Here is a 14,831-nt window from a genome sequence, read left to right as displayed (position 1 = left end):
GGACACGTCTTTTGTCCATTTTGTCCATTCATCTCATAACGCATAAAACCAGATGAAACACTTGAATTCGATCGATCACGACGCTGCGTTTGCGCCGCTCGCACAGCCGCTGGGGGCGGCGATGGGTACGGCGTCGCATCACGCGCGCGGGTAGGGGGTAAGGCGGGTGGGCCAGCTCACCGGCGGCGGTGCGTCGCCCGGTGTAAAGTAGCGGCCATGGATGCCGTGTTCCAGCCCCTTCAGCCCTTTCAGCCGTTTCGCAACGCCCCTTTGTACTGGCGCTCGTCGCTCGTGCCCGGAGGCGATATGCTCACGGCCGAATACAACGACCACACCTTCGCGCCGCATTGGCACGATGCGTACACGTTCGCGTGCATCGTGGCCGGGGCCGAGCGTTATGCCTATCGGGGCGGCGAGCACGTGGCGGATGCCGGGTCGGTGGCGGTCATCCATCCCGGTGAAGTGCACACGGGGGCGCGGGAAACCGACTTCGGATGGCGCTATCGCGTGTTCTATCTGCCGGTCGGCTTCGTTCAGGGCGTGCAGCGCCAACTGGCGAACCCGTTGACCGGATTGACGACGCTGCACGACGCGATGCCGTGGTTTGGCGAGAACGTCATTCGCGACGCGCAGGTCATGCATCGGCTGATCGAGGCCCATCGGTTGCTTCAGACGGGCGCAGACCCGCTCCTGGCGGAAAGCGTGCTGATCGATGCGGTGTCGATGATGCTGATTCGTCATGCGCAGGCGCGTATGCCCGAGCTGGCGGTGCATCGCGATGCGATGCGCGTCGAGACGATGAAGGCGCGTCTGTCCGCCGATCTCACGGAGTCGCTCTCGCTAACGGCGCTGGCCGAAGCGGTCGACCTTTCTCCCTTTCACGCAGCACGCCTGTTTTCCCGCGAGACGGGACTGGCCCCGCATGCGTGGCGCAATCAGTTGCGTCTGGTGCGCGCGTTGCCGGCGTTGCGTGCAGGGGCCTCGGCGACCGACGTTGCGCTCGCACAAGGCTTCAACGATCTGTCGCACTTCACCCGTTATTTCCGTCGCGCGTTCGGCGTGTCGCCCGGGAAGTGGCGGGTCGGGCCGGGGGCGTGACGCTGGCGGAGGCCGGTGCGTCGACCCCATCGTGAACCCACGCCAGGAACTCGCGTAGCGGTGCGGACTTGTCGGCGTCGCGCGGCACGAGCGTGACGTACGTTGCGCCGTCCACCTGAATCTCCGGAAAAGGCATGACCAGACGGCCGCCAGCCAGTTCGCGATCGAGCGTCGGCGTGCAGCCGATGCCCAATCCCAGTCCATCGACGACCGCCTGCAAGCTCACGTGATAGTGATCGAAACGGTGAAATCGCACGGGTCGCAGCGCAGGCACCCCGGCAGCGCTCAGCCAGTCTTCCCAAGCGCCGACGCGCGTCTGTGTCGCGACGAATGTGTGTCTGGCGAGATCCTTCAATTCGGATAACGGTAGCGACGCGAGCAGCGAGGGCGCGGCGACGACGCTCGCCCGCTCGGTGAACAGCACCGACTTCTCGTAAGGCTGCCACTCGGGGCGGGGAGGGGGATCGCGCCGGATGGCGACGTCGAATCCGCCGCGAAAGGCCGGGTCGGCGCTGCTCGATGTCGTCACGACGATCTGCACGTCGGGATGTGCGGCATGAAACGCGGGCAGACGCGCAATCAGCCAGTGCATGGCGAGCGTGGTCTGCGCGTTGACGCGTACCACACGGGTTTGCGGCGCCTTGCCAAAGCGCAGTGCGGCGTCGCCAATGCGGTCGAACGCGGCGCTGATCTCGGCGGCAAACGCGCGTGCGTGGTCCGTCGCGACATTGCGTTGACCTTGTCTGACGAAGAGCGTCTGCCCCAGCCAATCCTCCAGCAGGGCGATCTGACGGCTCACGGCGCCATGCGTGATCGACAATTCCTGCGCGGCGGCGCTCAGGCTCTCGGCGCGGGCGGCCGTTTCGAAAACGCGTAAAGCATGGAGTGGCGGTAACTGACGACGCGACATTCTCAATCCTCGTAAGCGGCGTGATAGGCAACGAGTGCAACGATACGTGAATCGCGATTGGAATGTTGTCCGGGCGGCGTTGTGGGCTGCCAGCCGGATATGGGATCTGGGATATGAGATACGGAGTGCGGCGTACGGGGCTTGGTAAGCCCCGTACCCGACATGCACCGAATGGCGTGCTACACCGTCACCAAGGAGCGCCTCAGATGGCGGTCCATCTCCCCTTGGTGCCGGGTGGGAGCCCCCTTAAGCGCCAGGGGCCGGGCCCTGACCCGAGGCAGGCTTCTTCTCGGGGACTGCCGCGCTTGGCCTCCATCGGTCGTACTCGACAGCACGCTCGAGCGCGGCGGGAAACCTTGCCAGCCCGGAATTGCCGAGACGACTCTGAACCGTCTCGAGCAGGCGAGACCCGCGTTCGTATGCATTCTGGATCCGGCCAATCTGGAACCGATCGGCAACGCCCAGACTCCCATCGGCGACCAGAATATCGAGCAAGCGATCGTGCACGCCGCGATTGCTATCGGCGGTCAACAGTCCGATGAGTTCATTACGATGGCGTGTCATTCCGGCGCTATCGAACGAACCGTTTGTCGTCATACGCGTTGGCATACCCGCCAGCGCGGTACGCTGCTGTTGCATCATATTGTTGACCACCGACGGCGCCGAGCTCGCACGAGGGCCGTTGCTGACGGCTTGTGACAGAAGGTCGGGAAGATCCGTTGCGCGGTTGCCGTTCCTGCTCAGGAAGTGCTCGGCAAATCGGCTCGCTCTCCGATACTCGCCGGATTGCGCCATGATCGTGTCTCGATCCGCCATGCCTAGCCGCCCTTCGGCAACAGAAAGGTCGAGGAGGCGGTTGAATACCGTCTGGTTGCCACTTTCGGCAAGATAGCTGGCCAATTCGGGTTGCAGTTGGCGGAATGCCTTCGTGTCGGCGATGCCTTCGGTGCTTAACCGTCCCGGCAAGCCCGCGAGTCGCGAGCGCTCCGCACTGGCACGCAAGCCAAGGGGGCCGTCGGCCGTGGTGGCGCCGGGGGTGCGCGCGATGGCCTGGCGCAGGGCGTCGGGAACGCTCGCCAGACCGGCATTGCCGACGCGGCTGTGAACGGCGTCCAACAGTCTGGACCCTCGCTCATAGTCATTCCGGATCCGGCCGATTTGATAGCGATCTGCGACACCCAGGCTACCGTTGGCCACCAGAGTATCCAGGAAGCGATCCTGTACGCCGCGAGTGCTATCGGCGGTCAACAGGTTGATGAGGTCTGCGCGATGGCGTGTCAGTCCCGCACTATCGAAGGGGCCGCTTGCCGTTAGCCGCCCCGGCAGCCCTTCCATGCGGGAACGTTCCTGCTCGATCATGCCGCGAATCGTCGTCGGCGCCGCAGTGGCCCGCGGTCCGTTACTTTGCGCCTGCGTTACAAGATCGGGGAAGTTCGAAACGTTGGCACCGTTTCTACTCAGGAAGGTATTCGTAAACGCGCTGGCTCTTTCATAGGCACTCGGCTGCCTCATGATGGCGGCGCGATCCGCTAAGCCCAGTTGCCCCTCGGCGGTAGCAAGATCGACGAGTCGATTGAACGTTTCGTGATTGCCGCCCAGAGACAGCGAGGTAGAAATATCATGCCGACGCCGGCCGAACGTCGCGGCATCCATCGTCGCCAAATTACCCAGTGCCGTCAGCTCCGCGTGTTCCCGCGCGGCGACACCGCCGATCGTCGTCGTCGCTAACCGGGCCCTGGGCCCATTACGTTCGGCTTGCGACAGAAGATGGGGGAAACTCGATGCGCCATTGCCGTTCCTGCTGAGGAATCGATTCGTGAAGGACTCGGCTTGCCGATAGGGCGTCGATTCCTCACGGATTGCGGCGCGATCCTCCAGACTCAAACGCCCCTCTGCGGCAGCGAGATCCACGAGTCGGGTAAATGTCGTTCGGTTCGCATCTGCGGCGAGATAGCTGTTCAATTCGGGTTGCACTCGACTGAACGCCCTCGAATTGGCGATGCCGTGGGTTTGCAACCGATTCGAAAAGGAAGTCAGTCGATCGCCCGGGGTATCGTTTCCGCCGCCGAGCAGGCCACGCGCGGGGGGCTCGGTCAATTGCCACTTGTCGTCGGCACGAACGATCTGCATGCGCTCGGTCGGGGCGCCCGGGCGCTGGATGTAGCGTCCTTTGCCGTTCTGTCCGGATTCATAAAACTGACCGTCCATCTGCACGTATTCGTGCTTCTGGCCGTTGCGCGTGGCGGAGTAAACCCCTCGCTCGGCGTCGCCAATATCGCGCGGTTTCGCGACCCCGAATGTGGTCGGAATTTTCCAGCTCGGCGCCTCGGCGTTGTTTTCGGAAAACTGATATCCGGTCTTTCCGTTCGGCAACGGACTCGGGTTCAACGAAGGCGAGGGTGCTTTCGGACCGCCGCTACGCCGGCGAGGTATGCCGCCGGCGTCCGTGCTCAGGACGCGTGTCACCGCGTCAAACAGATACTCCTTGGCGGCCTTGGCGTCGCCGTTGCGTGCCGCTTCAGCGCTATTCATAAAACCTACGCCCGCTTGTCCCAGATTCACGGCCTGGCCGGCGATAGGGATCGGCGACAAGAAGTCCAGCCCCCAGTTGAAAGCGTTCCACGCGGATTGGGCGCCGACCTCGGAGTTCGATGTGGTGGCGCGATCGGCATTGATGATCGCGCGATTGACACGATCTTGATACATGGCGTTAAAGAAGTTCTCCGTCACCGGTCTTTCAGTGATGAACGCCCCTCCCCGACTTGACAGCGCGGCGTTCACGGCGCCCTTGGCACCTGGGTCGACTCGCTGGAGCAGATGGTCCCGCAATGCGTCCGACTTGAGTGTCCGACTCAGCTCCGCGCGGTCACTGAACTCCCGAAGGGTCTTGCCATGTGGCGCGTCGGGTGTATAGAGCAAGACCGAGCCCATGGATTGCTTTCCTGTGGGCCCGATCACGTAGACATTGGCCACGGCTTCACCGCCGATGCGAAGCCTGGAGGCTTCGATGGTATAGCCGTCGACCTTGGGACGAGACGCGGGATCAGGGTGATTCAGGATCGCTTCGGCCCACTTCGTGCCTCGCTTGTCCTGGGTTTCGCCGATAGCCCTCTGAAGTCGTGCCTGAGAAATGTCTTTCTCGAACATGGCACGATCGGCCTGCTGCATCGAGTCGCGACGCGCGGCACTCGAAGGCGCGAAAAACGAGTCCTTCAGATACTTCGTATAGTTTTCGCCGACATCGAGCGTGGAAGCCATGCGTGTGACATTCAGACCCATTGGCTGGCCATCCGCGGAAAATGCCTTGACCGAGACGAAGGTGTAGCTCCCCGTGAACGTCGGATCATTGTTGCGCCGCAGGTATTCAGGCAGCGACATCGTATCTTCGGTCGTTTTCTTGGTTACGCCGGCGGAAGTCTGATAGGCAACAGGGTCGACCGTGGTCGCGCTCCGCGTGACCTTGACCTGAATGTCGCCCGGATTCACACCGGGGAATCCGTTTTCGGTCAGATAACCTTTCGCATACGCATCGGTGTAGTCGTCCAGAGACAACACATCGGAAGTGGCGTTGCTGGCTTCGATTTGTTTGTCGGCCGTTTTTTCGGCCAGACCCAGATACTTCTCGCGCTCTCTCTCCCAGTCGGCCTTGCGTTGTGTTGCGGCGAAGGACGATGCGTCACTGTCTCCGCCCGGGGGGGCTTTCAACCAGTCGGGCAACGCCGCTTTCAATGTGGCGAGGTTCTGTTCGTTCTGTTTCCGGTCTTGCCACTGTGCGACGTAGGGTGCCATATCGCCATTCGCGCGTACGCTATCGGCGATCTTCTGGCCACGCAGTTCCGCTTGCTCTTGCGTCACCTTGGCGAGAGACATGTCCATCGCCAGATCGTCGAGGTCTTCGATCTGCCTTGTGATCTGCGATTCCAGTCGATTCGTGAATACGTTCCCCGCGATGGGCGAAAAGCTCGCCGTCACGTCGCCTTTCGACATGGCGTCATGTTTGTCCGCGTCGACGAAATTCAGCAACTGATTCCGTTCGGACGCGTTGTTCAGCCTGGATTCGACATAGTCGGTCAGTGCCTGCATCGAGTCGCGCTTCACGATCGGTTGCCCTGGCACGACCAGCATTGCTGTCCCGACGTCGGACGACGGCGTCAACTCGCCTCCCGCGGCCGGGCGCTGCGTGATCACATACATTCCCGAGAAATCGACCTTGGTGTTGTCCGAGCCGCCGCTTCCGGCGATCGAATAGACGCCGGGCATGCTGGCCTGCCCCTCTCGGTCAGCGGCCTTCGGATACGTTCTCAACCGATCGATCCGTGTCTGATCCTCGCGCGATAGATCGCCATCTGCGACACCGAGTGCTGCGCTTCTTGAGAGAAGCGTTTTCTCGGCCTCGGCGACATGGGATTTTCGCGTGTCCGTGGCGCCATTGATCGTGAGCGACTCGTTCCAGTAGTCGTTGAGCTTGGTTCGGTTCGCAGCACTTCGCGCGGTATAGAAATCGACGGCGACATCAGGAGCGCCGAAGTTGTCCGGGCGGCTGAAGTCGAGATCGTCGCTCGGCATGCCACGCAGACGATGCTGGACGTCCATGTTGGCCTCCTCCAGCGCGGCCGCTGCCGACTTGGCCTGATTGACCCCGGCAGGACTCGACGCATCTGCCGAACGCTTGCGTTTCTGGAGTGTGGCGAGCGTTTCTGCCGTGGGACTGCCGATGGCGACATGTGCCGAGCGCGAGTCGATGGGCGAGGGTTGCGTCGATGCAGACGCCTTGGAACTTGCCGCTCCCGACGTTTGCGCCTGAGCGAATTGGGTCGAGCCCGCGGCATGGGTGCCGTGTTCGCCGGCGTTCTTCTCGGCTTGCGCGGAAGGTGTCGACTGACCGGAATCCGACCCGGATGCGGTCGGCATTTCGTCTGTTTGTGGGGATGTGGAGGAGGGTTGTGATGACGCTTGAGGATCGTTTGGCGGCGATGGCTGGTTCCGGGGCTGCTTCAGGTTTTGATCCGGTTCTGGCGCGCCATACCCCTGAGGTGCGTTGGATTGAATCTGCATCTCGTTGCTCCTTTTAATAAGCAGGTGAAATCGGTCGGCAATCCGTTTGATCTGATCCTATCGAGCGCTTTTTGGTGGATCAATCTGACTAGTCCGATTTCCGGCGTATCACGCGCTTCTTGGGGAGGCTTCCTAACGCCGGTTCAAATTCTGACTGGTCATATTTCATTCCTCGACCAAACAATTAGCATCTACCCCTGAAGTGACGGAGCCCTGAACGGTAGTTGAGGACCCCGTCCGAATTGAGGAAGATCGGGTGATTGAGTGAATGAGTTTTGTTTTAAATCGAAGCGGATTGCAGCCGCCGTGCGCAAGTACGGGTTCAACGGCGGCATGAGTTCGCGCGCCGTGATGTTGTCGATGTTGATGGCGGTGTCGCCCGTATGGGCGGCTGACATGCCGTGGCATCCGGTCGATTTCGAATACCGCGCAACCGGTAAATCGGTGGCTCGTGTCATCGAGGATATTTTCGCGACGCAACAGCGTCCCGTGGAAATCTCGGACGCTGCGCGAAACCTTCCTGCACTCAATGGCACCTTCAATATCCCGCCTGCGGAACTGTTCTCGAATCTCAAGAAGTCTTATGGGCTGGTGAGCTACTTCGATGGCTCCACCGTCTACGTGACGACCCTGGCGGAAAACCGCGAGGCAGTGCACGCGTTGACACGTACGTCGCCGGCCACGGTGGAACGGACTGCGCGCGAGATGGGCTATCTGGATAGCGCTTTTCGCTTCCGTATTTTGCCGGGCGCATCGGTCGTTCAGGTGAACGGCCCTCCCGCCTACCTGCAGCGCATTGCCGACGCCGTGTCGATTGCCGAGCGTGGGGCATTGCGCAACGACGACGACACGCGCCTGGGATTTCGCGTCGTGCGACTCAAGCACGCATGGGCCGAAGACGTTCGCTACACGATTGGCGGCAAGGAAACCGTGATTCGTGGCGTGGCGAATTCGTTGCGCGATCTCGTCTCGAACGTCTCCGGTGCCGATCCCCGTCGCAAACCCGCGCCCTTGCCTGCGCAGGTCGAACGACCCTCCGGCATGCTCGCCGAGCTGATGGGGGCCTCCCGAGAGTCGACGGCCGGCTTCCCTCTGGCGTCGATGTCGCCGCTGTCGCCGTTTGGCGCCGGCGAGGGGCTCGTGGCGGGCCCCGAGGGCGCCGCGAACGCGCAGATCAAGATCGTTGGCGATAGCCGCATGAATGCGGTTGTGCTCATGGCACCGCGCGACATGCTCGGTCCGCTCGAAGAGATCGTGACCGAACTCGACGTCGAGCCCGAGCTGATCCAGATCGAGGCATCGATCATGGATGTGCGGGATGGCGTGCTGAAAGAGCTCGGCTTTGACTGGGCCCTGCAAGGCCGCAGCGTTCGCATCGGGTCGACGTCGACCGGCGCGGGCATTGGCGAGGATCTGAAAGGCGACGCGGCACGTGGCGGCGGTGCCAACATCTCGATCTTCGGCGGCTCGGCGGCGCTCAAGTTTCTCAGCAGCATTACGGCGCTGCAATCCGAGGGCAAGGCACAAATCCAATCTCGGCCGCGGCTCGCGACGCTCAACGGTATCGAGGCCGTGCTGAGCGACCAGAGCGCCTTCTATCCGCGCGTCAGTAACGAGCGTGTGGCGCAGTTGTTCCAGGTGGATGTGGGCCTGCTCATGCGCGTGCTGCCCATTGTGATCCGTCGTAACGACGGCAGTGTCGATATCCGTCTGCAGATCTTCATTGAAGACGGCAATCTCGGCCGCGGATCGGTCGGCGACCTGCCGGTGACCTCGAAAAGCACCATCAGCACGCAAGCCATCGTCAAGGAGGGCGAAAGCTTGTTGATTGGCGGTTACGTGCGCGATGTGAACGAGGCATCGGAATCGAAGGTGCCGTTGCTTGGGGATATTCCGGTAATGGGCGCGCTTTTCCGGTTCCGCAATGGGAACGTGGAGCGCAAGGAGCGTCTCATCATGATTACGCCGCGCTTGATCAATGCCGGCGCGGAACATGCTGACCAGCGCGGCGCGTTCGATAGCGAGCTGAATCCCCGCGACTCGTGGGTCGCTCGCACCCTGAATCAGCAATCCAATGCATGGCGGGCTAATGCGGCATCGCAAGGTGGCGCGCCCGACGTTCCGGCTGTTCCGGCTACCCCCACTGTTCCGGCTGCCCCGGCGCCGAGCGTTTCCGACGGTGCGTTGTTCCGTCCCTCGACGGTGCGCGCGCAATCCGGACGTGCGCCGACGCAGGTGGCACCCGACATTGTGCAGCCCATGCCGACGCCCCGCGGCGCCGAAGATGTGCTGCGTGGCACGGCCCCGGCAGATTCGCAAACCGGACGCGCAGACATTCGTGAGACGACGCTCGTTCCGGAACCCGTGCCTGCACTCATCCCGGCGCCCGAATCTGTGCCGATGCCTGGCGTTACCGAGGGAACATTGTTCCGTCCCTCAAAAAGCACCGCACGAACCGATCGTGCCGTGCCTGTGAACGCGGCCCCGGCTCGAGCCCTTGAGGTAGAAAGATCGTGAGTGCGACGAACAACGTGTTCGAGGTCGCCGTCCTGAGTGGCTTGCACGCGGGGGCGACGGTCAGGCTCGATGGAAAGAGTCACATCGTGGTCGGGCGCGATATCGCGTGCGACATCATGCTGCGCGACAAGTCCGTCGCCGACCGCCATCTGATGCTTGTCGTGCTCGATCACAAGCTTAGCGTGGTGGCGCTGACCGACGCCGTCGAAATCGACGGGCAATCGCTGCCGTCCGGCAAGACCCGAATGTTGCGCAACGGCGCCATCATTGCGCTGGGCGACGTTTCCATCGGGATTGGCGAGCCAGGGTTCGTTGCTCAGGAGGCGCCGCAAGACGCCAAGTCGCCGCCGCTCGTGCGCGCCAAGCTCGCCGGCCTGAGATGGCTGTCGGCCAAGCCGCTGCATCTGAAGCTCGTCAAGGCATCGGTGCTGTCCGTGGCGTTGGCACTGGCGCTGGCTGCCGTTGCCATTCCGTTCCACCAGTGGTGGGTGTTCCCGCGGATCACGACCCCGACCCTGGCGGAGCGCGCGCTCGACCTGAAGCGTGTGCTGACGGCGCAGGGGGCAGGCGAGTTGACGGTGAAAGAAGTCGTGGAAGAACACAACCTCGTGGTGGCGGGTTATGTCGCTCGCGAAACGGAACGACTTCGGCTCGAAGCGGTGATTGCGTCGACGCGGCTCAAGCCCATCGTCCGGATTTTCTCAGACGAGCGCATCGAGCAAGACGCCCGTCTTTACGCAAAAAAGTATCTGCCGTCGGCCACCGTGTGGCTGAGTGGCACCGGCACCGTGGCGATTGGACATGGCGAGCCGCTTCGTCCGCAATATCGAACGTGGCTCACTGACGCGCTCTTGCGCGACATCCCCGGATTGCGCGAAGTCCTCTACGACGGCCCCGCGTTTTCCCGAGTGCAGGAGCTTCTGCCGGCGCCGTATTCGATCGTGTCGGTCGACAACCTGTCTTTCCTGATCGACAACGATGGAGCGCGTTATTTCAGCGGATCGATGCTGACCCGAGACATCCGGTTGCATGGACTCGGGCGTAAAACCATTTTTGTGGAACGGATCGATCAACAGTCGTGACGCTCAGGTGCCAAGCCTGAGGCGCGTCCCTTCATTGCGAGTCAGTCTCATGAATCTTTTTGTATTGCTGTTCAACAAGGATCGGACGCCGTTCGAGGAAGCCCTGACCCGAGCTGACGGCCCCGCTGGTCATCTCGCGGTGATCGAGCTGTTGCGGCAGGCAGAGGAACGAGTGCGAACGTCACCCCAAAGTGACGTCGCAGCAGGGGCATCGAAGCAGGCCTATGTCGATGCGATTGCGTGTGCCAGGGCGGAGCTGGGGCGTCACTTCAATCGTTGAGCACCTGCTTTATGCAATCCAGAGGCTGAAACGCCTCTCAACTAGGAAACTAGGAGGTTACATGATGAATCCAGCCGGAATCGGCCCTTCGCATCAACCGATGCCGCAAGCGCTTGCGCATGACGGGGCCATGGTGGCGCCGGATCGCACCGCATCGGCACCCGCGGTCGCAATGGCATCCGCGAATTCTCAAAATCCCGCGCAAGCCAACACGAGCGCAGCATCGTCTACCCAGGCGCAATTGGGTCAACGTGAGGCGCAATCGGCTGACACCGGCGCATCCTCCTCCGCTTCGGCGAAGGCGGACACGTCTCAGTCGCCATCCGCTGGCGGCCAGGCTTCGGGCGGCCAAGCCAACAATGCGGCTGAAGGGATCGGTCAATTCATGAAGATCCTTGAAACGGTCGGTCAATCGCTCGCGAAGATCGGCCAGATGGTCATGGACGGAATCGGTAAGGGGCTCAGTATGGCCACGTCCCTGATTTCGTCCGTAGCAGGCATCGCCAAGTCCTTTCTCCCGATCTGAGGGACTGGCGCATGTGGATGTCCTTCCGGACATTCTTTTATTTGAAGTACTAATTAGTTAGGAGTTTTCTCATGCAAATTCAAAACAACGCAAACGGCGGTCTGTACGAAATCATGCAAGTCATGGCCAAGATCAACGAAAACCAGCGCGATGGTCTGTTGAGCCAGGCCAAGGCAGTTGACGCCAAGGGCGACAAGGCCAGCCAGGAAGACATGATGCAGCTGCAAATTGCCGGCGACACGTTCAAGAACATGACGTCGGGCACGCAGGGTCTGTTCGATCAGGTCCGTAGCGCGCAACAGAAGGCTGCTGAATCGATCCGCAGCTAATAGCAGGACGTGGTCCGAGCCTGCGCGATACGGGCAGGCTCGGACCCTACGCTTCACTGAACGCGATTCGAATGGGCGTGCCAGACCATGGAAATGACCAGCATTCAACTTGCTAACCAGATTGGCTACTTTCTCAGGAAGCAGGGCAAGGGCGACGCCGCATTGCGCGTGTTCCGGGCGCTTGAAAGGTACCAACCGAATCACGTCTACCCGGCACTTGGCAAGGCGCTGACATTGGCCGTGCAAGGCGCGTTCGCCGACGCGGAAACGGCTTTCCGGCGCGCGCTTGCGCTATCGCCGAAACACAGCCTGGTACTCGCCTGCCTGGGGATCGTTCGACTCCAGCAGGGCAAGGCCGATTGGCGAACTTACCTTCAGGAAGCTGCGCAGTGTGCAGATGCGCACGGCGGGAATGAAATCGCCCGCGAGGTATTGACCTGGTTCGACCGCGCGGGCAAGCCGCGTGAGCAGATGCCGGTCAGCTCGACGCTCGGGCGGCTTCACTCCAATACATGATCGGAGAACACAGGGATATGCAATCGATCGAATCAATTGATGCGGTAGGCGCTGCGGATATGCGGCGCGCACACGCTATGCCGCCGGCGTCAGGCGCCGAGCCAATCACCCTTGAGCCGGCAGCTTCTGCTCGTCCGTTGGACGTCGTCTCCGGCATGCGCTCGGTGGAACAGAATCTCACGCTCAACCAGCGTAGCCTGCTGAGAACTGTGGAGGATGTCCAGCGCACGGGCGGCTCGCTGTCCAGCCTGACATTGCTTCAACTGCGCGTGACGGAATACTCGATCACCCACCAGGTGATATCGAGCGTGGTGACGAGCTTCAATCAGTCGTTGAGGACGGTGCTCAATGCGGCTTGACGCAATATCCGCTGCCGGCGGGAAGACGCAAGGCAGCCTCTTTCGCCGGTGGATCCTCGTCGTGACACTGTTGCTGGCCGGTTGTGGGCAAGCCGCCCTGTTCGACCAGATCAGCGAGAGCGATGCGAACGAAATGCTGTCCGTTCTGGGGCGCGCGGGCATCGCGGCACAGAAAAGTCAACGCAGCGCCGACGGCTGGCGAGTGCATGTCGCGCCGTCCGATGTTTCGCTGTCGCTGGAGATGCTGAACTCCGCGGGTCTGCCGCGTGAGCGCTACAAGAGTATTGGCGAGCTGTTCCCGAAGGAGGGCCTGGTTTCCACGCCCGTCGAGGAACACATGCGCGAAACCTATGCGATTTCTCAGGAATTGAGCCGCACCGTTGCGGCCATCGACGGCGTGATTACCGCGCGCGTCCATCTGAATATCCCGAAACAAAGCACGTCGCTACGGTACGCCTCTGTGCCCACCGCGTCGGTGTTCATCAAGCACCGCGCCGAGGTCAACATGCAGCAGAACGTGCTGGCGATCAAGAACCTGGTGATCGGTGCGGTCAAGGGCCTCGATCACGCGTCGGTCACGGTGTCGTTATTCCCGTGGTCGCCGAGCGCGACGATTCAGGCGTCCACCGAGTACACGCAGGCCATGGGCATTGCCGTGTCGCCGACGAGCTACTCGCGTTTGTTGTGGGTGGTGATCCTGCCGTGGGCACTGCTCGCTGTGCTTGCGGGTATCGCGATTGTGGCCGGGTGGTCCCGTATCGAGCGCAATCTGCTCGGAGAGGCCGGAGAGTCGCGCCTGATGCGATTCTGGCGACGGGTTCGGGAGCGGCGCGATGAGTAGCGGTTTGTCCGCGTTCCTGGACCGCCGGATCTGGTCTTTCAATGTCGAGGTGGCGCGTTACGCCCACCCGGCATGGCTGACGCAATTCAAGCAGGGCTGGCCGGCCGCCTGGGTGCGCGACATCCATCATCAGTCGCAGTATCTGATTTCGACGCATGGCCTGGCGCTCACGCGTGCGGAGGTCATGCACTCCGCGTTCGAGCGCGTCGCGCTCCTGAACGCCCGCGATATCCATCAGTTGATTCGATGCTGGATTGCACGGCACTGCTCGGGATATTTGCGCGAGAACGTGGGCGGTCGGATCGCTCGCGGGAATGCGCGGGTGCTGGGAACGGCGGTCATGGACGGCGCGCTCGCCATGCCCCGCGATGGGCAGGGAGACGGATCGGTGCACCGGGCTCATGGAAATTATGGAAGCCATGGCAGAAGCGAAATCGCCAGGCCCGCCGATCTTGCGGTGCTGCATCGCCGGGTGTTGCGCACGATTTACGAGCATCTGAGCCCGGAAGTCGCGCAGCGTTTTCGGCTGCGTTTCCGGCCCGGTTGTTTTCATGAGGTGCTGGCCATTGACGACGTGAGCGAGCTCGAAGCGTCGCTGGTGTCGGTCGAAATGCGCGATTACTTAAGCAAGGAGGGCGCGTGTATTTTAAGTGTGAGATAGGCGCTCGCGAGGGGCGCGACATCCTGGTGGAATCGCGCGTGCTCAAGCGCGCGGCGATCGATCAGCTTGAACAGGCTATCGAGATCGTGAGGGTTGTCGAGGAAGAGGCCGAACTGCGTCGTGCGGAGCAGCGCGAGGCGACCGAGGTCGCCGAAAAAGCCGGCTACGAAGCCGGCGAACAGCGTGCAGATCGCGAATGCGCGGCACGTCTGCTCGAGGCAAACCAGTTCATGGCACAGACGGTAACGCGTTTCGAGAGCAGTTTTTCGCAGGCAGTTCGCTTAGCGCTCACGCGCATCGTCGATGCCGTGCCGGACGCCGAGATCGTCGATGGGTTCGTGAAGGCGGCCTATCAGGATGTGACTGAGGAATCGGTGGTTCGCGTGGTCGTGCATCCGGACCATCGCGACCGGATTGACGAACTGCTTCAGCAACTGGGCAACGCCCGTGCGATTCCGGTTGTCGGAGATTCTGCCGTCGCTTATCGATTCTGCCGCATCGAATCGCCGCTGGGCAGCGTGGAGATGGACGCCGACGCCGCGGTTGCCGCGATGTCGGCCTGCAGCACGCAGGCGTTGCAAGCGGCCCGCGTCGAACGGGGGCCTGCGTCGTGACATCTCCGCTCGCTCAACTTATGGATCAGGCTCATACGCCCGA

At 62.0% G+C, this 14,831-nt stretch carries 13 protein-coding genes; 11 read left to right on the top strand and 2 right to left on the bottom strand.

The annotated features are described in order from the left end of the window. Positions 1-306: 306 nt before the first annotated feature. Positions 307-1,098: an AraC family transcriptional regulator gene (locus ACIPHM_RS02130; RefSeq protein WP_400324087.1), complete on the top strand. Its 792-nt coding sequence runs from the start codon at positions 307-309 to the stop codon at positions 1,096-1,098. Here ACIPHM_RS02130 and ACIPHM_RS02125 read toward each other — a convergent pair. Both ACIPHM_RS02125 and ACIPHM_RS02120 read right to left on the bottom strand, forming a co-directional pair. Next, positions 1,031-2,008 (bottom strand): LysR substrate-binding domain-containing protein, encoded by a 978-nt coding sequence (locus ACIPHM_RS02125; protein WP_400324084.1) that lies wholly within the window; start codon positions 2,006-2,008, stop codon positions 1,031-1,033. The two genes, ACIPHM_RS02130 and ACIPHM_RS02125, sit on opposite strands and share 68 nt — an antisense overlap. Before the next feature lie 246 nt (positions 2,009-2,254). Next, complete coding sequence (locus ACIPHM_RS02120) at positions 2,255-7,063, bottom strand: dermonecrotic toxin domain-containing protein (RefSeq protein ID WP_400324082.1); 4,809 nt, start codon at positions 7,061-7,063, stop codon at positions 2,255-2,257. A 306-nt stretch (positions 7,064-7,369) separates the two neighbouring features. Between ACIPHM_RS02120 and sctC the strand changes: the two genes are divergently transcribed. The 10 genes from sctC (at position 7,370) to ACIPHM_RS02070 (ending at position 14,788) form a co-directional block, all read left to right on the top strand. Then, entirely contained in the window at positions 7,370-9,580 is a 2,211-nt protein-coding gene (gene sctC / locus ACIPHM_RS02115) for a type III secretion system outer membrane ring subunit SctC (protein WP_400324079.1), read from the top strand. After that, positions 9,577-10,662, top strand: coding sequence for an FHA domain-containing protein (locus ACIPHM_RS02110; protein WP_400324076.1), 1,086 nt, complete (start codon positions 9,577-9,579; stop codon positions 10,660-10,662). Before sctC ends, ACIPHM_RS02110 begins: the two co-directional genes overlap by 4 nt. A 49-nt stretch (positions 10,663-10,711) precedes the next feature. Beyond that, complete coding sequence (locus ACIPHM_RS02105; RefSeq protein WP_400324073.1) at positions 10,712-10,942, top strand: hypothetical protein; 231 nt, start codon at positions 10,712-10,714, stop codon at positions 10,940-10,942. 172 nt (positions 10,943-11,114) lie between these two features. Beyond that, positions 11,115-11,468, top strand: coding sequence for a hypothetical protein (locus tag ACIPHM_RS02100; RefSeq protein ID WP_400324070.1), 354 nt, complete (start codon positions 11,115-11,117; stop codon positions 11,466-11,468). A gap of 71 nt (positions 11,469-11,539) precedes the next feature. Beyond that, entirely contained in the window at positions 11,540-11,797 is a 258-nt protein-coding gene (locus ACIPHM_RS02095) for a hypothetical protein (RefSeq protein ID WP_400324067.1), read from the top strand. 93 nt (positions 11,798-11,890) lie between these two features. After that, a complete protein-coding gene (locus ACIPHM_RS02090; protein ID WP_400324064.1) occupies positions 11,891-12,313 on the top strand; it encodes a tetratricopeptide repeat protein in 423 nt (140 codons plus the stop codon). 17 nt (positions 12,314-12,330) lie between these two features. After that, a complete protein-coding gene (locus ACIPHM_RS02085) occupies positions 12,331-12,672 on the top strand; it encodes a hypothetical protein (protein WP_400324061.1) in 342 nt (113 codons plus the stop codon). A gap of 61 nt (positions 12,673-12,733) precedes the next feature. Next, entirely contained in the window at positions 12,734-13,513 is a 780-nt protein-coding gene (gene sctJ, locus ACIPHM_RS02080) for a type III secretion system inner membrane ring lipoprotein SctJ (RefSeq protein ID WP_400324058.1), read from the top strand. Beyond that, a complete protein-coding gene (locus ACIPHM_RS02075; protein WP_400324055.1) occupies positions 13,506-14,174 on the top strand; it encodes a hypothetical protein in 669 nt (222 codons plus the stop codon). The genes sctJ and ACIPHM_RS02075 overlap by 8 nt, the downstream gene beginning before the upstream one ends. Further along, positions 14,153-14,788, top strand: a complete 636-nt coding sequence (locus tag ACIPHM_RS02070; RefSeq protein ID WP_400324052.1) for a hypothetical protein — start codon at positions 14,153-14,155, stop codon at positions 14,786-14,788. The genes ACIPHM_RS02075 and ACIPHM_RS02070 overlap by 22 nt, the downstream gene beginning before the upstream one ends. The last annotated feature ends 43 nt before the right edge of the window (positions 14,789-14,831 follow it).

The organism is Pandoraea sp. NPDC087047 (genome assembly GCF_044745225.1).
Lineage (GTDB): Bacteria > Pseudomonadota > Gammaproteobacteria > Burkholderiales > Burkholderiaceae > Pandoraea.
The sequence above is the reverse complement of the archived record's forward strand: the minus strand, read 5'-3'. Positions and strand labels throughout refer to the sequence as shown.

Coding starts and splice junctions, on each gene's coding strand:
- ACIPHM_RS02085 (WP_400324061.1), top strand. CDS start 12,331: ATGCAATCGATCGAATCAATTGATGCGGTAGGCGCTGCGGATATGCGG.
- ACIPHM_RS02105 (WP_400324073.1), top strand. CDS start 10,712: ATGAATCTTTTTGTATTGCTGTTCAACAAGGATCGGACGCCGTTCGAG.
- ACIPHM_RS02075 (WP_400324055.1), top strand. CDS start 13,506: ATGAGTAGCGGTTTGTCCGCGTTCCTGGACCGCCGGATCTGGTCTTTC.
- ACIPHM_RS02125 (WP_400324084.1), bottom strand. CDS start 2,008: ATGTCGCGTCGTCAGTTACCGCCACTCCATGCTTTACGCGTTTTCGAA.
- ACIPHM_RS02090 (WP_400324064.1), top strand. CDS start 11,891: ATGACCAGCATTCAACTTGCTAACCAGATTGGCTACTTTCTCAGGAAG.
- ACIPHM_RS02130 (WP_400324087.1), top strand. CDS start 307: ATGCTCACGGCCGAATACAACGACCACACCTTCGCGCCGCATTGGCAC.
- ACIPHM_RS02100 (WP_400324070.1), top strand. CDS start 11,115: ATGGCATCCGCGAATTCTCAAAATCCCGCGCAAGCCAACACGAGCGCA.
- ACIPHM_RS02120 (WP_400324082.1), bottom strand. CDS start 7,063: ATGCAGATTCAATCCAACGCACCTCAGGGGTATGGCGCGCCAGAACCG.
- ACIPHM_RS02095 (WP_400324067.1), top strand. CDS start 11,540: ATGCAAATTCAAAACAACGCAAACGGCGGTCTGTACGAAATCATGCAA.